20 protein-coding genes are annotated in these 20653 nt (G+C 47.4%); 11 read left to right on the forward strand and 9 right to left on the reverse strand.

Annotation, left to right across the window (positions count from 1 at the left end; translation table 11 throughout):
• The first annotated feature begins 324 nt into the window (after window positions 1-324).
• The 3 genes from D515_RS10710 (at window position 325) to D515_RS10720 (ending at window position 3061) form a co-directional block, all read left to right on the forward strand.
• Window positions 325-1680 (forward strand): sigma-54-dependent Fis family transcriptional regulator, encoded by a 1356-nt coding sequence (locus tag D515_RS10710; protein WP_002538372.1) that lies wholly within the window; start codon window positions 325-327, stop codon window positions 1678-1680.
• Window positions 1681-1932: 252 nt separating this feature from the next.
• Entirely contained in the window at window positions 1933-2241 is a 309-nt protein-coding gene (locus D515_RS10715) for a hypothetical protein (RefSeq protein ID WP_239643967.1), read from the forward strand.
• Window positions 2242-2353: 112 nt separating this feature from the next.
• Window positions 2354-3061, forward strand: coding sequence for a UTRA domain-containing protein (locus D515_RS10720; protein WP_002538374.1), 708 nt, complete (start codon window positions 2354-2356; stop codon window positions 3059-3061).
• On the opposite strand, the gene D515_RS10725 is transcribed toward D515_RS10720, so the two are convergent.
• The 3 genes from D515_RS10725 to D515_RS10735 form a co-directional block, all read right to left on the reverse strand.
• On the reverse strand, window positions 3048-3467 hold the full coding sequence (locus D515_RS10725; protein WP_002538377.1) for a response regulator: 420 nt from the start codon (window positions 3465-3467) through the stop codon (window positions 3048-3050). The genes D515_RS10720 and D515_RS10725 overlap by 14 nt on opposite strands.
• A gap of 116 nt (window positions 3468-3583) precedes the next feature.
• A complete protein-coding gene (locus tag D515_RS10730) occupies window positions 3584-4798 on the reverse strand; it encodes a glycosyltransferase family 4 protein (protein WP_152442366.1) in 1215 nt (404 codons plus the stop codon).
• Between the two features lie 184 nt (window positions 4799-4982).
• Window positions 4983-6830: a diguanylate cyclase domain-containing protein gene (locus D515_RS10735; protein ID WP_002538380.1), complete on the reverse strand. Its 1848-nt coding sequence runs from the start codon at window positions 6828-6830 to the stop codon at window positions 4983-4985.
• A 1025-nt stretch (window positions 6831-7855) separates the two neighbouring features.
• Between D515_RS10735 and D515_RS10740 the strand changes: the two genes are divergently transcribed.
• The 3 genes from D515_RS10740 to D515_RS10750 all read left to right on the forward strand — a co-directional run bounded on the left by D515_RS10740 (window position 7856) and on the right by D515_RS10750 (window position 10689).
• Window positions 7856-8203 (forward strand): hypothetical protein, encoded by a 348-nt coding sequence (locus D515_RS10740; protein ID WP_039849896.1) that lies wholly within the window; start codon window positions 7856-7858, stop codon window positions 8201-8203.
• Between the two features lie 410 nt (window positions 8204-8613).
• Window positions 8614-8982, forward strand: coding sequence for a hypothetical protein (locus D515_RS10745; RefSeq protein WP_002538383.1), 369 nt, complete (start codon window positions 8614-8616; stop codon window positions 8980-8982).
• 180 nt (window positions 8983-9162) lie between these two features.
• Window positions 9163-10689: a GGDEF domain-containing protein gene (locus tag D515_RS10750; RefSeq protein WP_002538385.1), complete on the forward strand. Its 1527-nt coding sequence runs from the start codon at window positions 9163-9165 to the stop codon at window positions 10687-10689.
• A 6-nt stretch (window positions 10690-10695) separates the two neighbouring features.
• Here D515_RS10750 and D515_RS10755 read toward each other — a convergent pair whose 3' ends face one another.
• Together D515_RS10755 and D515_RS10760 are read right to left on the reverse strand one after the other, a co-directional pair.
• A complete protein-coding gene (locus tag D515_RS10755; protein WP_002538387.1) occupies window positions 10696-11271 on the reverse strand; it encodes a DUF6151 family protein in 576 nt (191 codons plus the stop codon).
• A gap of 44 nt (window positions 11272-11315) precedes the next feature.
• Complete coding sequence (locus tag D515_RS10760; protein WP_002538388.1) at window positions 11316-12470, reverse strand: GNAT family N-acetyltransferase; 1155 nt, start codon at window positions 12468-12470, stop codon at window positions 11316-11318.
• A 324-nt stretch (window positions 12471-12794) separates the two neighbouring features.
• On the opposite strand from D515_RS10760, the gene D515_RS10765 reads away from it, so the two are divergent.
• Both D515_RS10765 and D515_RS10770 read left to right on the forward strand, forming a co-directional pair.
• Window positions 12795-13430 (forward strand): 2OG-Fe dioxygenase family protein, encoded by a 636-nt coding sequence (locus D515_RS10765; protein ID WP_002538390.1) that lies wholly within the window; start codon window positions 12795-12797, stop codon window positions 13428-13430.
• Window positions 13408-14646, forward strand: coding sequence for a cysteine desulfurase-like protein (locus D515_RS10770; protein WP_002538392.1), 1239 nt, complete (start codon window positions 13408-13410; stop codon window positions 14644-14646). Before D515_RS10765 ends, D515_RS10770 begins: the two co-directional genes overlap by 23 nt.
• Window positions 14647-14703: 57 nt before the next feature.
• On the opposite strand, the gene yqfB is transcribed toward D515_RS10770, so the two are convergent.
• Complete coding sequence (yqfB, locus tag D515_RS10775; RefSeq protein ID WP_039849934.1) at window positions 14704-15024, reverse strand: N(4)-acetylcytidine aminohydrolase; 321 nt, start codon at window positions 15022-15024, stop codon at window positions 14704-14706.
• 127 nt (window positions 15025-15151) lie between these two features.
• Here yqfB and D515_RS10780 point away from each other — a divergent pair, with 127 nt between their 5' ends.
• Window positions 15152-15700 (forward strand): YbhB/YbcL family Raf kinase inhibitor-like protein, encoded by a 549-nt coding sequence (locus D515_RS10780; protein ID WP_002538395.1) that lies wholly within the window; start codon window positions 15152-15154, stop codon window positions 15698-15700.
• A 77-nt stretch (window positions 15701-15777) separates the two neighbouring features.
• Here the strand turns inward: D515_RS10780 and gltS are convergent, their stop codons facing one another.
• From gltS to D515_RS10795, 3 genes are all read right to left on the reverse strand, one after another.
• The gene (gene gltS, locus D515_RS10785; RefSeq protein WP_002538396.1) at window positions 15778-17007 is read right to left on the reverse strand and encodes a sodium/glutamate symporter; all 1230 of its coding nucleotides are present in this window, start codon (window positions 17005-17007) and stop codon (window positions 15778-15780) included.
• Window positions 17008-17171: 164 nt separating this feature from the next.
• Window positions 17172-17504: a DUF4144 domain-containing protein gene (locus tag D515_RS10790; protein WP_002538398.1), complete on the reverse strand. Its 333-nt coding sequence runs from the start codon at window positions 17502-17504 to the stop codon at window positions 17172-17174.
• 78 nt (window positions 17505-17582) lie between these two features.
• On the reverse strand, window positions 17583-18365 hold the full coding sequence (locus D515_RS10795) for a class I SAM-dependent methyltransferase (RefSeq protein ID WP_002538399.1): 783 nt from the start codon (window positions 18363-18365) through the stop codon (window positions 17583-17585).
• A gap of 214 nt (window positions 18366-18579) precedes the next feature.
• Here D515_RS10795 and D515_RS10800 point away from each other — a divergent pair, with 214 nt between their 5' ends.
• A complete protein-coding gene (locus D515_RS10800) occupies window positions 18580-19311 on the forward strand; it encodes a glycosyltransferase family 2 protein (protein WP_039849897.1) in 732 nt (243 codons plus the stop codon).
• A 41-nt stretch (window positions 19312-19352) separates the two neighbouring features.
• Window positions 19353-20630: an LssY C-terminal domain-containing protein gene (locus D515_RS10805; protein WP_002538401.1), complete on the forward strand. Its 1278-nt coding sequence runs from the start codon at window positions 19353-19355 to the stop codon at window positions 20628-20630.
• Window positions 20631-20653: the final 23 nt, after the last annotated feature.

Here is a 20653-nt window from a genome sequence, read left to right on the forward strand (position 1 = left end):
GTGTTTTCATGAATTGCCGTGATTTATCGACGCGCAGCAAATTGAATTGCGAGACAGGGCCTTGCTTCATTTGGGTTAGTGAATGCTGCGTAAGTACGTTCGAAAGCACCGTGACTTTTAAAGATTCCGGTTGGTAAAAGACAGTTGTTGACTGAAAAATCAGTGCCCTAAACAACAACATCTTTACCGGTATCCGTTGGATCTGTAACGCCAAAAAGGCAAAAAACACGGATTTCCGTGTTGCTTCCGGAACGGGTGGGTCTCCGCTCGTTGATGGCCTGAGGCATGTTCAATACACGGTGTGAATACCCAAAGGGGAGATACATGGTTGATACCGCACCAAGCCTGACCACGAAACGTCAGGACGCACTGCTCATTATTGATGACGATTCAACGTCTCAACGACAACTTAGCCAAATTTTGGAGGACATTACCTCCGTGGTGGCTGCGCCCATGCAAAGCGTGGCAACGGCACTGAATCAAATGCTGACCTCTGTGGTCGTAATGGGCAGCAGTGATGCTGTCGCGATTAACTTGGTTAGGGAAATCCACGCTTTTGCTCCCCGAACGAAAATTCTGGTTATTGTAAACAGCGAAAATGACGGCGATGCCATCCTTGCTCTCAAGGCCGGCGCAACCGATGTGATAGAACGCCCCTTCAGTGATGAACTGCTTCGCATGATGGTCAAGCGAGCGAGACATACTGCCAAGCTAGAGCATGAAGTCGAGCGTTTGAGGGCTTATGAGCGTCAGCAACAATCTATCCTTGGCGGCAGTCCACCAATGGTACAAACCTTACGTATGGTTGATCGCGTCGCCAACACTGAAGTGAATACCCTGATTTATGGTGAAAGCGGCACGGGTAAAGCGCTGCTGGCACGTGCGATTCATGATCGCAGCCCTCGAAGCAATGGTCCTTTTATTACCGTCAACTGTGCGTCGATACCTGAAGATCTGCTCGACAGTGAACTCTTTGGTGTAGAGAAAGGTAATTTTGATTCCCGTCAGGTGAAAATTGGCAAAATCGAAGCGGCGAATGGCGGCACACTCTTTCTTGACGAAATTGGGGATATGCCGCCTTCGATTCAAGCCAAAGTTCTGCGCTTTTTGCAGGAGAGAATGGTAGATAGAATCGCCGGTCAGCGAGCCATTGCAGTGGATGTGAAAGTGGTCGCTGCGACGCATCAGGATCTGAATCATCGCTCGGGTGATCGCAAATTCCGCGAAGATCTGATCCACCAACTCGGTGAAGTGACAATTACCATCCCACCACTTCGCGAAAGGGAAGACGACACCCTGTTGTTGGCTAAGACGTTCCTGTTACAGTTCAATCAAACCATGAACCGCAACTTGGTAGGCTTTACGGAAGATTCGGTGGAAGCACTGATGTCTTATTCATGGCCGGGAAATGTCAGAGAGCTTCAAAACAAGGTTCACTCTGCTGTGATCATGGCTGATGGTACTCAAATTACAGCCATGGATCTTGCTTTGACGAAGGAGCACCGCAAAGACAGCGGTTTACCGCTCAATCTTCGTCAGGTGCGTGAAGAAGCTGAACGCCATGCAGTGACAAGAGCGTTGGCACGAGCGGAAGGCAACATGTCTCAAACCGCCAATCTACTCGGTGTGTCACGTCCGACCCTCTATACCCTCATCGAAAAATACTCTCTCCAGCGTTAACGCTGTATGAAGCAATGGAAAGCCCGCTGCGCCCTCGTGGTGCAGCGGTCGTTGCTTTGTGTCAATATTGCGACCCGACAAAAAATACCCCTGAATGACCTGCGGGAATAGGTCTTCTGCATATACAGTTAAATTGTCGCTTGCTCATGATGACGTCTAATGTGATGCAAAGTGACTATACCCAAGCTATCTGCATTATCTCGAGTCTGGATAGATAGCTTGGGTATATGTAGTGGAGTAGTAACGATGAGAATGACCGAGCTAATAGATAATAATCTGGTGCTGAAAGCGGATGTCGAAGTCTGTCTTGCAGAAGGATTCTCGTTGGATGTATGTAGCTACGAATCTGGCGACCAGATGGTACTTTTCAGCCCTTCCAATGGCGACGTAATGGTCTGCGACAGTGCTACCAGTGTGTTCCTTTCTTTGCTTGAAAAAAAACTGCCACTCGGTGCTGCACTGTCAGCGCTCTCGGTCTGTGAACCTGAATATGCCCGTAATCTGCTGCGAGAGCTGGAGCGTATGGAAATTATCTCTTTGGCGGGTGTTCGCTGGCGCTAACTTCAAAGTATTCGTAAGCGTATCTTCAGGTCGTTTGGGGATAACTGGCTGTATTCTCATGGTTAGTGAGGTATGCTGAGGTTTATCTCTGATTGCTTTCGAATGGCTGCACTTGCAATACATCAAAATCACTGACGCTATCCGCGAACAAATTCAAAGTGGCCAGCTTGCTGCTGGCACTAAACTCCCATCAGAAAGAAAGCTGGCAGAAGCATTCAAGACAACCCGTGTTACCTTGAGAGAGGCACTGTCATTGCTGGAAGCGGATGGACTGATTTTCCGCGAAGATCGTCGCGGCTGGTTTATTTCCCAGCGGCCTCTGGTGATCAATCTGTCCAAGCCTTATGAGTTCTCATCAGTCGCTTTGTCTCTAGGGCGAAAACCCACTACAGAAGTGCTTTCTAGCGATAGTATGATGGCGAACAAAGAAAGCACTGAGGCACTGTCCCTTCCTCCATTCTCTGACGTATTTAGATTTGAAAGAGTCCACAGCCTGGACGGCAGGCCGGTTATGTATGCAGAACATGTGATTCGCGCAGAACGTGTGCCTAACCTGTTGCAGCATGCTTTGGAGGGAGATTTGTCTGAACTTTATCAAAGCGAATGGCAACTCAAGGTCACTGAGGCAAAGTACCGTGTTGTGTCGACCACTTTTGACCAAGATGTCGCACTCGCTACCCGCTCAACCACGGGTTCTCCGGCAATAAAAATCACCAAAGTGAATGTTGATGAGTCGGGCGTGGCGCAGGAAGTGGTATTTGAGTATTGGCGATGCAGTGCGATTGAGCTGGAAATGGAGGCAGCATTTACTCTCCGTTAATCCAACTCTTCTTTTCGTCTGTTTTTTCTTTTTGCATCGTCTGTTGGCGTTCGATGCGATTGATTTGTTTCTGCAGGGTGACGCCATTGAAAGGCTTGACCACAAAGCCGTTAACGCCGTGTTGGATTAGCTCTTTCACCTTATCTTTGTCTTGTTCGCAAGAGACTATCAATACGGGGGTTTTGGCGAGCTTTTCGTTGCCACGTACTTCTTGCAGCAGCTCACGGCCATCCATTTTTGGCATGTTGAGGTCAGTGATCAGTAAATCGTAGGGTGTTTTTTGCAGCATTTGGAAGGCTTGCCAACCGTTGGTGGCTTCCTCCAAATCCAAATACCCAATGCTTCGAAGCAGGTTCAGCATTACATGTCGCATGGAAGTCATGTCGTCGACAACCAGAATTTTCATCGTCAGTCGCTGCCTTTAATCACGAGCCTGACTAAATAATAGTTCACATATTCTTGAATTTGCGACAATGAATGCGTCGAGGTTGTTAAATGCCCAAATAACCTGAAGATGATCGTTCAGCGATTGAGTTGAGAGGGCGCGATCGTAGGCGCTGCTGGCACATCTTCTTCGTGAACAACCCTACGCTGAGCCATTTCGTAGAGCGCTCGGTAGCGGATTCTGTGTTCGTGGTGGTTATGTTTGTTCATCACATAAGCGCGGGAAGCCTGGCCGAGTTTGAGGCGAAAATGACTATCGGAAAACAGGGTGAGGAGCTGATGCTGAATCAGCGGTTCGCTGTTTGCTACTTGCCAGCGAAGCGGATGTTCCTCATCTGAATTGTCAATGTCAGAACGATGGGTGATCACAGGGAGTCCCATCGACATCGCTTCCAGCAAAGAGACCGGCGTGTGGGTGTCATCATTCAAGCTGACAATAGCATCAATATGACTATAGAAACGCTCATTGTCTGAAAGATGGCTATAAAACCGAACATTCTCCTCGGTGATCTTGAAACTGTCCAAAACGTTACGATAAGCACGAAGGTTTGGACTATTGCCCAGCAACAACAGCAGACAATCACGGGCAAATGCCGGTGACTGTTTTCTCGCTGCCATGTATTCATCAAGAAAGGCCAGCACGGTCGATTTGCAGAAACCGGAAACCGGAACACCGATAACAAAACGTTGTGTCGGGATAGGGACTGTCCCAATAAAATGATTAGTGATGTTGGGGTCTATCTCGCGTAGGGGCGGGCAGTAATGACGGTTATCAATACCTGTGCGGATTAAGTGCGCCTTACCTGATTCCAGTCCTACCTTTTCCTCAAGCCAATTCAGGCTTTCATCTTCAGGTGTAATGACAAAATCTGCCGAGTGAGCGAGTAAGCGGTATTTCCAAGGTCGCAGAAGCTCACGCCAAAAACCACAATGGCTGCCACTGTTACTGTGAATATGCAGTTTTACTGGAATATCGAGACGGTGTGCCAACCACTGTATCGGAAACGTCGTGTCGCCATAGGTTTGGCAAATATCCGGTTTGAGCGCAGTGAGCGCTTTATTGCACGTACGAAGGCGGCGGGGCAATGAGCCTTTTAATGCCAATTCCAAACAGCTGACCTGACGCGGCAGTTTGACCGGCTGCACTTTTGACTTCTTCAAAACAACCAACGTGTGCTCATAGTGAGGATGAGGAAACTGACGGATGTTGGCAAAAACCAGATCATTTTGCGCTGTATCGTTCAGCGAACTGACGATATGGCAAATTTGTCTGGGTGATTTGACAGGCACCATACTGAACCCCTTGCACATGCGGTTTATCGATGACTCATGTTTGCATAGTTGGGAAATTCAGAGTTTCTGATTTAAGAGACAAAGCGTGAAAAAGCGTCACTAAGATGTGGTGGTATGGAATAAAGTTATGAAATAAAAAGAAAAGGGCAGTGAATGACTGCCCTTGAATCGCGATTGACTGACACTACATTATTTCTTCGGTGTATACACTGTAGCGCTTAAGTTCGGCGCGGTTTCTGCCAGCGCGCTTGGCTTTATAGAGGCATTGATCGGCTGATTCAAGCAACTGGTTTGGTTGGGTATCCGGTGTCGGTTTACAGATAATACCGCCGATACTGATAGTAATAATGCCGCTGTTCGCACTCCCCTGATGAGGAATACAAAGGTCACGTACGGTTTGGCAAAGTTCCCATGCGACTTGCTGGGCGAAGTCTGGATCGGCTTTTGGCAATAGCAGGGCGAACTCTTCCCCACCAAACCGTGCTAGAGGCGCATGATATTCATTCGCCACTTTGTTCATGGCGCGTGCGACGTAACTGAGTACCTTGTCGCCTTGCAGGTGCCCGTAAATATCGTTGTAGGCTTTGAAATGGTCAATGTCGATCATCATGATGGTGACGGCGGTGTCATCATCAACGGCATCATACAGAGCGGTGCTGAATAGGCGGCTAAATGGGCGACGGTTTAATAAGCGGGTCAACTCATCGGTTTCTGCTTCCAAGCGCAGTCGTTCGTTAGCCATGATGAGCTCTTCTTGGAGTTCAGTCATCGCCAGATGATCGCGCTCTCGAATCGTCAATTCACTCAGCATGGTAGCGAAGCGTTTGAGCAGAAGACTTTTATTCTCGTTCCAGCGTATAGAGCGGTGATTCGTGGTGGCGGCGACCAAACCAAAACTCTTGCGGCCATCCGTCAACGGGAACATCGCAAGGCTATGTACACCCAGATGTTCAAGAAAGTCCCGCTCGGTAATGGCATTTTCATCAAGGTTGTTGATGTCTACGGTGGCGACATCCTGTGCTTCCATTAACCAGCGTTTTACTTTGTAGTTGTCGCTAAAATCGATAGACGGTTCATCGCTGTCGACAGGATAGGAGGCACGATATGAGACTTTTTCCTGATCGATAGAAAGCCAGAACACATGGTCGGATTCGAACAATTTGGCGAGGGTTGGCATACAAATACGAACATCATGTTCAACGTTGGTTTTGTGGCCTTTCAGCAGACGAAGAGAAAGATCGGCGAGAAGTTTGTTTGCAAGACTTTGCCATTCAAGCTCCTGGGCGCGCACGGTCACTTCTTCTGCCAGCAAGGTTTTGTGTTGCTTTAGCGTCCGTTCTTTGAGTTTGTTTTGGATAAAATCGCCTCGGATTCGCATGTACAGCTCTTGGATTGAGCGGGCAACCTGCCCAAGCTCGTCTTCGCTTCGGGTCAGCTTTTCTGGAATCGCAAATTTTCTTACCGCATTCAAGTCGATACGATCGACAGTGTCGACCAATGAGCGGATTCTGCGGGTGAAGGTTCTGCGAACAATCACAATCAACAGGAAAGCGACCAACAGTGCTTCGAAGAGATAAACGAATGCTGAGGGTGTCGCGCTCTTGAAAGCGTCTTGTTTGATGGCTTCGAAATCCAGATAGATCTCAAGATCACCAATATCTTTTCCCTGATAGAACAAATCCTGCCGCATGAAATGCTCATCAGTTTTGCTCATAGAAGCGTTGTCTGCCCAATACTGTTGGCCGTCATCACCTACCAGATAGACGTTGCTGACATAAGGCATATCAGCCAGTTGCTGCATTTGGCGAACGAGTAGGGTGAGATCATCCTGCTTGAGGGAATAGCCAATTGTGCTGATGGTGCTCTTGATGCGTTTTTCGAGAGATTTTGTCGTCCACTCAACCGTGTTGCTGTAATTGATGCCAAGTTGAACTGTCACAGACACGAAAGCAAAGATAAGACTGATGCCAAGTACAATGGCGGAAAGTTTGGTCTGTATGCTCTGACGTGATTTATGAAAACTTTTTAGCATTCAAGGCTCTTATCGTTTCGACGGCTCTTAATGAGTAAGACGACATTCTCGAATAGGATGCGTCTTAGCATATATGACACAAAATATGACAACATGTTCAAAGATAGTGAATGAACATGTCATGGTTTTGTTAAACAAAAGCAAACTGCGAGAGCGGTCTTGATAAAAGCGTAAGACGGCACGCATTGCGAGGAAGAGATAAACAGCATTCCACCGTGCTCTTAGAAGTCAATGAGCCTGAATATCAAGTGGATAAGTTTGCTTGTTCTGCTTCTCATTCCCAGACCGACGTTCCATTGGTTTATCAATAAATTTGTCAGCTGTGTGCATTTTACAGGAAAAGTGACTCAAAAATAGCGCAAACAATAGCCTGTTACCGCTATTGAATGCCGTTTGGATATAAATCAGTCAAATGAAAAAGAGATGTAGCACGTAAGTCAAACTCGCATGAATCATGCGTCTTTAGGTTGTTTGGGTATTGAAGATCGTTTCTGGTGGTCGTTTCCTTAATCGTGCCTGCTGACACACACACGGTGGCTACCTACGTTAGTTTGTTGACCCATATCTAGGCAGGCATCGAGGTAGGTGAACTTTTGATACTCCACGCCGAATATAAAAGCACCAATTATCATCACAACAACGATTATCCATCGGAAAATCTTCAATTTCATGTAAACTGCCCGCCCTTGAAAACGACCTATAAGCGTAGTTTAGGCTGCTCGATTGTGTTGCGTTATTACTGATATGAACCCAAGGGTCTGCACAGATTTTTAGGTTTTGTGTCAGTCTGAGCCAACAGCCCCTAAGCTTTGCCCAGAACAATATTCTGAATAACGGTAAGAGCACAGCATTAGCGATTTATTACTTAGACCTGTTTTTAAAAAAAACAAAAATAAAAACAGCAATTTATTTCATTTTTTGCTGTGGCAGCTATGAAATCAGCTTCTATACTCAATCTGTATGTGCTTGATGTGGCAATGCTAATCAAGTGCAACGGGTTTTCACATGGAATAAGAGAAATCACATTGAAAACGACAAAACGAATCCGCAAGTTTTTCCCATTGGACTTCTATGGCGAAGATAGAGGTTGGCGGTTTGTTATCAGAGCTTACAGTGCGGCTGAAGTTTTCGATGCGCTAATGTGGCGCTCTTACCTTTCTGTCCGCCGTCAGGACTTCAACTTACTGCATTTGGCTATTGAAACGTTCCAGTATGTGAATGACTACTCAGAAGGCCGTATTGCGGAAGTTGCTGGATCCCACGGTACGCTGATGCGCGTAAAAATGTTGGGTCCGGTAGTAGAAGTTGGTGCGTTGAACCAAGCCTATCTCGACAAGAAACTGCTGGAAGAAAAGTTTTCATCTGTTGCTTAAACCACCTCGAAAAAAGCCGGACGTTTTTGCCCGGCTTTTTTATGTCTGGCGATCCAATTTTCCTTAAATTGGCCTTGTCTGCCATACCGCACATCGGCCGCTCACAAATAAATCAGTGTTAAATGGCCTGACACCCCCACCTAATCAAATTCACTTCGCATATTTTTACATCTAATTCGTAACGAAATATTTCCATTAGTAACAAAACAACAAGTTTTTAACCTGCTGATCTCTAGCTAAGTGATGGAAATATCGTCAATTTGAATGCTCTAACTCTCTGATTAAACGCCTATATGTTACAGGGTTGTAATATTTTAATTTTTAGCACTTTAAAACGAAGTGTGTGAAAATAGCCGCAAGTGAGCAAAAATCGCTCAATCTTTTCATTAACCTTGCTTATTGGAGTAGAAATGGCCTTTTTCGCGGTTATTTTTCTTTCAGTTGTTGGCGGCATCCTGGCTGGCGATCACTTCCACTCATATATGGTGGGCTTTTCGTTAGCGACGATAGCTGTAGGGTGTTGTTACTGGCTAAGCTTCCGACACACTAAGTACCCTCAACTTGCTCTTCTGCTGTTGATCTCTGGATTCGCAGTTAAGCTGGGTATCACGGTGTTTGGTGTCATGTGGAGTCTGGAAAGGGAGTTGATTACTTCCCCCTTTGTCTTTGCATTGTCTTACTTGTTTTTCTCTTTGGTCGCGACATATGGCTACTTCAAATACAGAGAATTTTGGAACAAGCGTATGGACGCCGTCAAAGCAAAACTGCAGACAACCTAACACGCTAGATTTCGATAAAAGGCAGCTTCGGCTGCCTTTTTCTTTTTTGGGGTAAAAAGTATTTGTCGTCAGACACCTCAAATACTCGTTCAATTTCACAGTTCGTTGATGTAATGAATCACAACTGTTAGTGATGTCTAAACTAGAAGACAGGCGATCTTCTTATCAGGCAACGTGGCCATGACATTCCGGAAGCTAAACATACTTCTGAGTGCGCTGACTCTCTCGGTCTGCGCCATTTTGGTGTTTCATAATGTTCGTCAGGCTGAGTACTTGAACGAGATGAATGAGTCATGGAATAAGGCGTCAGTTCAAAACATTCAGATCGCTCTGGACTTAGCTGAACTGGAAAGGGCATTTGGCTATGTTGGTTTCATTCACCACTTCAAAAACTATGTGATTCGTCGCGAAGATGTTTACTACAGAGATGCCACGGAAAGCTATTGGGAAACCACGGATGCTTTGAAGCGAGTCATGTCTTCGGAATTGCCTGAATACGACCAACAGGATTTGCTGATAGTTCAGGCGACCCTAAACGAATACTTTCGTAATCTAAATGACCTGTACCTTCATCACGCACATCTGCCCGCCGAGGAGGCTGATAGATTGGTCAGGGTAGACGACAGTCAAGCCCGTGCAGCGCTGGTGAGGCTGCGTGCAGATCTGATTCCGAGTCCTCTTGAGCAATACAACGAAACGTTGGCCAGTAATCAAACCAATGCTTTTTGGACTCTCGTCAGCAGTACCTACCCGCTATTTATCATCTTGGCCTTTGCTTTTACGATCTCTTTCGTGAGCAGAAAAGTGTTAATGCGGGCTAAGGAAATCGACACAATTTTCAATGCTTCTCCTGATGCTTTCATCTACTCAGATATCGATGGAAAAATTCTGAGAGCCAATGTGATGGCGTCGAAAGTATTCGGATACAGCGAATCCGAGTTGAAAGAAATGAAGATTGAAGACCTCGTCGACCCGACCGTCAAAGATCGCCATGTTAAGCTCAGAGAACGATTTATCGCCAACAAAGGCAGTCGTGTGATGGGCGGTAATAATGCCGAGATCAAAGGGCAGACGAAGTCCGGCAGGCTGGTTCCGCTTAATGTTGCCATTTCTTCGTTCGTTTTTGGCCCCCATAAAGGGGTGATTGCCATCGCCCGTGATATGACGGCCCTAAAGCAAATGGAGTTAGACTCGTCGCACGATGCACTGACTACCGTCTATAACCGACGTTATATTGAAGCGAAACTGGATGAGGAAGTGAAGCGAGCAAAGCGCTATGGCCGCGGGCTTTCGGTACTTCTTGTCGATCTGGATAATTTCAAAAGACTGAATGACACTGAAGGCCACAGAGCGGGTGATAGGGGTCTGGTCGTCGCGGCAGAACATCTTCGTCAGCAGTTGAGAAAACACGACTTTGTCGGCCGCTGGGGCGGCGATGAGTTTTTAGTAGTATGCCCAGAAATCAGTCAGGGTGACGCGACAGAAATTGCGGACCGTATACGCAGGCGTTTCGAAGAAATCCATTTCCCCTGGGGGTGTGATGTGACCATGAGCATTGGCATTTCGACACTTCAAACCAACTCCGCCAACGTCACCACGCAAAACCTGTTTGATGAAGCTGATAAGGCTTTATACAGTGCCAAAGAGCGCGGAAGAAACCGCGTTGAGCATTTCGCTGATCTCATGCGCCCTAAACGTATTAAATGAAACTCTTCAGCCCCGATTCACCGTTTGGTCCGGTACCGCGACAGACTTTCCATCCTCTTTGAAAAACGGCGTCGGTACGTTGGTACCCTTGATTTTGTTTTTCAGCATAAAACCCATGACCGCGACTAATGACTTCATCGAAAACTTTGGGTGGGGTTTTGTCGGTGGGTTGCCTTTCGCAAAAGAGCCCATGACATAACACTTCACAGGCCCAATCGCTTCTTCTTTTTTCGCATCTTGGATCGCGGCGGTAGGGATGCCGACAAATGGGTGTTTTCTACTGATAGTGTTGGCAATTGGGGTGTGGCAACAAGCCGTGTAAAAGCGATAAATGCCGCCCGGAGTCATTCTGACACAGCGGAGCTGATCGGCCCCTTGGTGGATCACAATGTCTGCGGGTGCTAATTGGAAAATGTCTGTTCCGCCCCATTCATCCAGCCACTTCTCTTCATTGCCGACATGTTTTGCGAAACCTTGGCAGTCATCGCAGTAGCAGACCATGTGATTACCGGATTGAGGCGATACGCGTTTTAACGTGCCTTCCAGTTCGCCACATTCGCAGCGTAGAGTGAGATCTGTCATAGAAACCTCTTTTTGCCTTTTCTTTTATTTAAGCATCATCTAACTCATTGTGAGTCTGAGATTTGTTTGAATGGCAGGTGGGCCAGCGCATCCTCGTAGTAACCCTGAATTAATCCATGCTCGCGTTGCAGATAATCTTCGATTGCTTGATGGAAGCCTTGGTGACGCAAATGATGGAGTGAATGGGTGATGACTGGCTCAAATCCCCTAAGCAGCTTGTGTTCGCCTTGTGCGCCTGCATCGAAACGGGCGATCTGATTGGCAATGCAATATTCAATACCTTGGTAATAGCACAGCTCAAAGTGAAGGTTTTCAAACTCCGATAGACACCCCCAATAACGCCCATACAAGGTTTCTTCAGAACGAAAATACAGCGAGCCAGCAACACGTTCTCCGTCGACCAAAGCAAACACCAATACCAATGCGTCGGGTATTGCGATCATCAGTTGTTCAAAGAAGTCCTGATTCAGGTAGCCCGTATGGCCTGAGCGTTTGAGGTAAGTACGTTGGTAGAATTGATAGAACCGACTCAGCTGTTCTGCTGTCACCTCATGTCCTTCAACAACTTCCACTGAAACACCCTGTTCGGCAATGCTTTTGCGCTCTTTGCGGATGTTCTTGCGTTTGCGGGAAGTGAGGGCATTCAGAAAGTCATCAAACGTGCTGTAGTCGCGGTTGAACCAGTGGAACTGGACAGCGCGTCGCTCGAGAAAGCCGCCAGCATGGCGCTCTTCCAGCAAGTTTTTTGGCGGGAAAAGAATGTGAATACCGGAACATTCAAGTTGTTCGGCGAGTGAATGCATGGCCCCCATTAGGTATCGGCGAATTTCTACGTCATCTTCACTCTGTGAAACCAAAAGGCGCGGGCCTGATGCCGGAGTAAATGGCACAGCACAGATAACCTTAGGGTAGTATTCCAAGCCCGCGTCTTCGTATGCTTCCGCCCAGGACCAGTCAAAGACATATTCGCCATAAGGGTGAGTTTTTAGGTAGCAAGGTGCCGCACCAATCAGTTCATCGCCGCGGAAAACACCAATATATTGGGCGTACCAGCCGCTTTTCCGACTGATGGTTTGACTGGTTTCAAACGTTTTCAGAAAGGCATAGCGAAGAAAAGGGTAGTCGTCAGCGAGCAGCGCATCCCAGGCTTTTTCACCAAACTCTTCAATGTGGGCGACAACCCGGCATTCCAATGTCATGGATTCTCTAACTTCCTTTAAGTGATGGAATAAATAGTGACTGACCCTAATGAAAGATCAACCCACACACATTAGGTGATTACGCTTCACACACATAGACAGTCTTTATTCACTATGGACGATCTAGATCACGGAGATTAATTCCATGCTGTTCATTAAATGCAATCAGATATTCTGAATTCGGAAAGTGGCGAGATTTAATACTGGCATATCAGACTTTATTTGGTTTTTGCTATTGATGAAATGTATTTGGGTGGCATAAGATTCTTTTAACAATCTAGTAACAGATTGGGTTTTGTCAGACCAATCCACAAGGAATGAGATATGCAAAACAAGTTTCTGATTGAAGCCTTCCAAACCCCCGAGAATGTTGCTTCGACCTTGCTCCCTTACTTTGGTGAGCTAAGCAAAGACCCTTATGTCGATAGCGATGTCCGTTTCCGAAGCTACGCCCGTTTTTCGCTCTCAGACAAAGGCGATATTGTCCGTTTACCCCACGCGGCGTTCATGCAGTCATCAGAGGTAAACCGGGTAGTTGGCGATATTGAACGTCACTTTGAACCAATGTCTGATGACATGATCGATTTGCCCGAATTCCAGCACTTGCTGAAGTCCTTTGCCAGTGCCACTGGGCTTGAACACACCGGCGCTAACATCGACGTACATCAGATCCGCGTGACCTGTTCGGCAAGCGATACCAGCGCGCCGGCACCGGAGGGTATTCATCAGGATGGCTTCCGCTTTGTAGGCATTTTCTGTGTGCAGCGTAAGAACATTGCAGGTGGTTTTACCCAGATCTATTCCTCTCCAGTGGATCAACACCCACACCTGAATACGGTGCTGGAACCAAACCAATTCATCATTCTGGATGACCAACGTTACTATCACCACATCTCAGAAACACTGTCGAGTAACCGAGGCGAGGAGGGAGTGCGCGATGTCTTCGTATTCACCGCTTAACAGCACCAATATCCAAGCATTAAGAGCCCAATTTCCTGCGTTGCAGCGAGAAGTAAAGGGCGTCACTCCGGTTTACCTTGATGGTCCCGGTGGTACACAAATGCCAGATTCCGTTATTGATGCGTTCAGCGCGTACCTGAAAGGCGGCAACTCAAACCTTGGCGGGAAATTCCAGGTCAGTCAGGAAACGGTGGATTTGGTCACACAAGCCAGGGAAAGCGCCGCAGCTTTGCTGGGTTCAGCGCCAAATGAAGTCTTTTTCGGGGCGAACATGACCTCAGTGACGTTCAGCTTTAGCCGCGCATTGAGCCAGCAATGGGAGGAAGGCGATGAAGTGATCGTGTCTGTCGCGGATCATGGTGCCAACCGATCAAGCTGGATCATGGCCGCCAAAGATCGTGGTGTGACGGTGCATCATCTGCCGATCAAAGATCGTTCCAGTACGCTGGACTTAAACACGCTTGAGACTCTACTTAGTGAGAAAACCAAACTGGTGGCTGTGACGGCTGCCAGCAATATTACGGGCACCATTACTGACCTAGAAGCCGTGATTGCCAAAAGTCATGCTGTGGGTGCAAAAGTGTTTGTTGATGCTGTGCATTTGCTTCCTCACCAACTGGTGGATGTGAAAGCGCTGGATGTTGATTTTCTCGCGGGGTCTGCGTACAAGTTTTACGGGCCTCACCTTGGCTTTCTTTACGGAAAATTCGACCTGCTTTCGTCGGTAACGCCTTACAAAGTAGAGCCGGCCCCAAGCTTTGCCCCTAATTGTTTTGAAACTGGTACGTTGAACTTCGAAGCACTGAGTGCCTTTGTTGCGTCTGTTGAGTATTTGGCGTCCTTGGGGGAAGGTGACACCTTGCGCAGCCGATTGGCTAAGGGCTATGACAACCTCCATCAATACGAGTCCGCACTTTCGGCTTACTTCCTTGAAAAGCTTCAGAGCGTCGAGAGCGCAGAACTCTATGGCATTGATGGAGTGGAAGGACGAACGGCGACATTTGCTTTGCGGTTCGGCGACCGTGATCCAATGGAGATTGCAGAAGCTCTGGGCAAGCAGCAAATCTATGTCTGGAGTGGTCACCTTTACGCAGACAAACTGACCGATGCGTTTGGCGTGACAGAGAAAGGCGGTATCCTCCGTGTCGGGCTGATGCACTACAACACCTTCGAGGAAATTGACCGTTTCTTTGAGGCGTTGAAAAACATTCTGTAGCAGAAACAGAAAGGCCACCCCCTTGGGTGGCCTTTGCATATCATCGTCTGCCAGAAGTTAGGCGACCAGCGTATAGGTGATCACATAGAAATCTTCATCGTTTGGGTAGATTTCGCGGATCAATGGCTTTAACTCTTCCAGTGGAATGAACTCCTGAGCAGCGTGTTCTTCGTTGATGTCATCAAAACCAATTTTTTCTACTGACACGATATCAATCTGGCAGACGTACTCGTCCTTCTCCAGCGTGTGAACATCGACGCGCGTTCCCGGCACATAGTGACTTTCTGATTCATCGCGAATGGTGATGGTTTTCTTTCCTGATGCGACAAGCGGCGTCAGCCATTCAAAGAAAGTGATTTTTGTTGGTGCCTGATTCACAGTCATACCTGCATTTAGCTGATAACAGAGCGCGAGTATATTCGCGTTTTTGCATCTCACAAAGAAAACATTGAGTCACGCTATACCCGACAATACTTGGGGTTCATCCATAAAGAAGGACACCACAATGAATCCTAAATTGATGGCGGCTTTTTCGCTGTTTTTAGCGACGAGTGCATCTGCCATGACGCTGACAAGCCCGCAGGTTACAGAAGGGGAATCCCTCAAGAAAGGTCAGATATTTAATGGCTGGGGCTGCACGGGAAAGAATTATTCGCCAGAGCTGAAATGGGTCGATCCACCGGAAGGCACCAAAAGTTATGCGGTGACCATGTATGACCCGGATGCACCAACTGGCAGCGGCTGGTGGCACTGGGTGATGATTAACATCCCTGCCGATGTGCAATATCTAAAACTGAATGCAGGTAAAAAGGATGGGTCTCAGATGCCTGAAGGAGCCCAGATGCAGCGAAACGACTTCGGTTTTGTCGGATTTGGAGGTGCATGTCCGCCACCTAATGCACCCAAACACAATTATCAAATTACGGTTTTTGCTCTGGATGTTGAGAAGTTAGAGGTGCCAGTTGATGGCTCTCCAGCACTGGCTGGATATAACATCCTCCAACACCGAATTGGAGAAGCACAACTCATTGCACCAACGAATGCCAGAGACTGAAAAGAGGGTAACGAGAGAAAACACGAGATGACGAGGATTGGCACTTGATGTAGGAACCAAGTGCCAATGTAAGTCGATCAGAAGTTCGCCAAGAAGAATGGAATCATCAACGCATTGACCAAATCGATAAAGAAAGCACACACCAAAGGCACGATGATGAACGCCAAATGCGAGTTTCCGTAGCGCTGAGATACCGCTGACATGTTCGCCATTGCGGTTGGTGTGGAACCTAACGAGATACCACCAAAGCCACTACAAATCACCGCGGCATCAAAATTCTTACCCATGGCTGGGAACACCACATAAATATTGATCAATACGGCAACAAGGAATTGCGCGGCAAGAATGGTAAATATCGGGCCTGCCAAATCGATGAGCGTCCAAAGTTGCATGCTCATCAAAGACATTGCCAGAAATGTACCCAGTGAAATGTCTGCCAGCAAAGCAACGGCAGGCTTGCGCGATGGCCATTGCGTACCTGTGAGCCTTGGGAAAGACTTGGGGACGAGGTTAGTCATGATGATGCCCGCAAACAAACAACTGACAAACAGCGGCAGTTGCAGACCAAGCTCAGAGATTCCCTCATTGATAGCAAAGCCCAGAATGATACAGATATGAATCGCCAGAACGGCATCCAGGAAATCGAAGCTGTTGATTTGCTTTGGCGCTTGGTTTTCCTCTGAGCCGATATCTAAAGGTTCAACGGTTTGCGGTTTTAGCTGGTGCTTTTGAATAAGGAATTTGGCAATGGGGCCTCCCATTAAGCTGGCAAGGATAAGGCCAAAGGTGGCGCTGGCGATACCAATTTCCATCGCATTGGAAATACCGTATTCCTCAGCAATTCTTGGTGACCAAGCGATCGCTGTGCCATGCCCGCCAATCAGGGAAACGCTGCCGCCCAACAAACCAACAGGCGATTCAAGACCAAACAGCCCTGCAACGGTAATCCCCGTCAGATTCTGCACCACCATATAGCCAATTGTGATGAGCAGGAGAATTACCAGTGGGCGTCCGCCTTTCATCAAATCACCAAGGCTGGAGTTAATGCCAATAGTGGTAAAGAAATAGACCAGCAATATGTCTCTTGCGACGAGATTGAAGGAAATTTCGATACTTGTGAAGGCATAAATAAGTGAAAACAACACAGAAAAAAGGATGCCGCCAGTAACAGGTTCAGGAATGCTGAACTCTTTCAATACAGGGATTTCCTGATTCAGTCTCCGTCCGATAAACAGAACCAAAATGCCGAGTGTTACGGCGAAAAAAGAGCTTACCTGAATCAGGTTTTGTTCAAGCAGGAATTCCACGTTATCTCACCCATTAGTTGTTTTTAGCGTCGTGTGAGGCTAGCTAAACATAGGGTTATGACAAGGAACAGTCGTGATGGGGTTGTAAGCGTAAATGACTGAAGATACGCAGATCAATTGCGGTGGATCTCACACAGGGCATGTCTGTTTTTCATCGAGAGTATTCATCGTTTGAATGGCGCTAACGCTGCGATGGCCTCCTTGACCGTGGGGAAATAAATTTTGGTCAGACAGACCTCTGCTTTGCAAAACTCATGGGTTTGAATCAGCGCAGAAACCTCGATGGCATCGAATTGTTTAGTGTGTGGAGCGAGTGAAATTTGTCGGCTTTCCATCGACAGTAAAAAGCTGGCACCTTCGGAATCAATCAGGATATCTTCGTCGCTGAAAATCATGTCTGTTGCTTCATCTTCAAACTGGCTTTGACTGGCAATAAAAAGCAGTTCGTCATCACCATCGAGTTTTAATATGGCTGGCCAAACTGGAGTGGAAGACATTGTTGTTTCTCTTTGAATTTATAATGACCAGCGAATTAAACATCCACAATTGGTTCTCTGACAACTGTTTCTTGGTAATCAGCGAGTGTCTTTCGAGGCTTTGATGGCATATAGCAATGGCACTTGCTGACCTTTGTGAAGTAATTGATAGCCTTTTTGCTCTACATACTCCAAACCTTCGAAGCAGTTATAGGGGCTATATGGATACTCGGCAAAAACATCAATTCGAAGGCCCGCCTGAATCAGCGCATTGATAACTTCGCTGAGTGGATGTGGCCAGGTAGCCATGGTCGATGTGGTGCCATCGCAGTTTTCTGTGTAAGTGCCTTCCTCTTCAATATCCGGTTCCTCACTTGGAAAGTAGGAGTAACCGTAGAGTAAGTCGTTAAAAGTAAGGAACTCAACGATGTGGAATTCCCCACCCACTTTCAGTGCACCTGCGACTGTCTTTGCCCAGCGCGACAGATCCGGTAGCCAACAAAGCACACCGTAAGAGGTGAAAACGACATCGTATTGCTCTGTGTTGCTCTCTCCAAATTCGTAGATATCGCTTTCAATAAACCTTGCTTCGAGGCCCAAATCGCGACTGAGGCATTGGGCTTGTTCAATCGCAGCGGGAGACAGGTCTACGCCAGTGACTTTTGCGCCTAAACGTGCCCAGGAAAGGGTATCCTGACCAAAGTGACATTGGAGATGAAGCAAGGATTTACCTTCTACGTTTCCGACTTGTTCGAGCTCGATGGGATTGAGTGAAGACTTCCCCCGTTTGAACGCTTCAACACCATAGAACTTTGATTCAATGTGAACTGCCGTTCGCTTGTTCCATGCTTCTTTGTTGAGTCTTAAATAATCCAGTTCCATCGCTGTTCACCATTAATGTGGCTTTCGAAAACAAATCTGGACTGACCCTATATCTCCTCGCCAAGCAGCGCCATATATTCATTCGTAAACTGGATACGCTTCTCTCTTTTTCTTTGGTATTTTCCAACATGAACTGAATCTGAACGCAGTGCTCACCGGACGTTAAGTGTGGGTTCTTTATTCTCTCTCTATCAATCAAATGAAGGAGAAAGAAATGGAACCTATCAGCGTAGTCATTATTACCCTCAATGAAGAAAAGCGTATCGGCCGACTGCTGGATGACTTGGTCAACCAGACTCATCAAGACTTCGAAGTAGTGCTGGTGGATTCAAACAGCGACGATGCGACCCGCGATGTTGCGCGCTCATTTGAAAAACACCTGCCAGCGTTGACTGTGCATCGCATGGAAACCCGTGGTGTCAGCCTTGGTCGTAACACGGGCGCTTCCATTGCCAACCATGAGCGCGTGTTGTTTCTGGATGCCGATGTGCGTTTGGAACCAGAGTTCCTCGAAAAATCATTGAAAGAACTGAATGAAAAGAATCTTCAGGTAGCTGGCGTTTACATGGGTGCCAAGGCACTGCCAGCGGTCCAGAAGGTGTGCTACGCAGCATTTAATGGCGGCATGTTTGCCACACAGTTTTTCTTCCCGACAGCTGTGGGCGCATGTATTTTCTCAACCCGCACGGCACACAAACAGCTCGAAGGCTTTGATGAAAAAATCACCCTATGTGAAGACTGTGATTACGTTCGCCGTGCCAGCAAGCTGATGCGCTTTCGCTTCATTAATCAGGCTTTCCAGTTCGACCCGCGCCGATTGGATCAAGACGGCATGGTTGCAACAGGCTTTGTATACCTGAAGGCCAACTTCCGACGCTTCTTCTTCGGTGAGATGCGTAACAACGAAATGGAATACCGCTTTGGTCACTATCAGGACCAAAAGTAAGCCCAACGGAATGAATGAGAGCAAAGGACTAAGAGGTCATCATGTTTGAGTCTATCGGTTTATTTCTGGGCGCTTTTTTTGATGCGCTGATAGGCCCCAACTTATTTGTGCCAGCAGAGCCTTTCCTGCTGGCCGCGGGTTACCAGCTGTATGACGGCATTATCACAGGCGTGATCATGGTCTTGATGGGTGGTTTTCTCGGCGACCAACTCAGCTATCTGGCAGGACGGAAATTCGGTAAACCTGTGCAGCAAAAACTGATGAAGTGGCAGCCAAAAACCCGCAGAGCATTTGCACGTTGCCGACGTTTGATGGCGACAAAAGGAGCCTATGCGATGACCTTCGCCCGACTGTTGGGGCCGGTTGCGTGGGTAGTTCCCTTTATGGCTGGTTCACAGAAGGTCTCATGGGGACGCTTCACTTTCTACTCGACAATCGGTCTGATTCTGGGCGCAGGGCAGTTTATCCTTTGGGGATATTTGTTGGCCGCAGGTGTTGAGCAATTTCCTCTGTTGGACACCATTGTCTCGATGGTCAGCGAGCACCAATACAGCTTAATGGCCATCGCGGCGACCGCGATTCTTGCATGGGTAGGTTATGCCTTCCAATGGAAGAAATTAGTGCCAAAAGTCAGCGCCTTCTTTCTAGTTGCCATGCTTGGCGTAAATTACAGCCACTACTTCTGGTACGCCGACAACTTTGTCGACACAGTGCCAACAGAGACGGTAACGCCAGTTTCTTTGAGCTACAAAGTTTACCCCGGCAAATCGCCATTCTTTGATGCGCAAGGGGTGAATGTGCTTTATGTTGGCGAGTCGCCAAGAACCATGATGAATGAATTAGGTTGGCTGGAGAATCAAACCTTCTCCCGTAACGATATTGATTGGGCTGACTATGTTGATCTGCTGAAAGGTCAGACACCACCTGTATCCGATTTATTCTGGAATGAACGTCCTCAGGATATGGCGTTCCAATTGCCGGGCGACTTACTGAAACGCTCACATATTCGCTGGTGGCAGGCCGGGATTGATAAAGATTTGAATCAGCCACTGTGGGTAGGTGCCATTAGCTATGACGATGGGCTAAAGCTGACCATGTATTCAGGGATCATCACCGTACTACACAGCATTGACCCGAATATCGACGCAGAGCGCGATGAACTGGCGAACATGATCAATACGCAGCTTCCTCAGCTTTCAACAGAGTACTATCAGGCATTGACCCCGTTGGCGGTGGATGACCAGCACGATTATTACAGCGATGGTAGGGTGTTGGTGGTTAGCGACAACGAGATATCACTAGCGAATGTTAGCCCTTAGATGAAGTTAACCACTACATAGAT

The sequence above is a fragment of the Grimontia indica genome (assembly GCF_000333895.2).
Classification (GTDB): Bacteria; Pseudomonadota; Gammaproteobacteria; order Enterobacterales; family Vibrionaceae; genus Enterovibrio; species Enterovibrio indicus.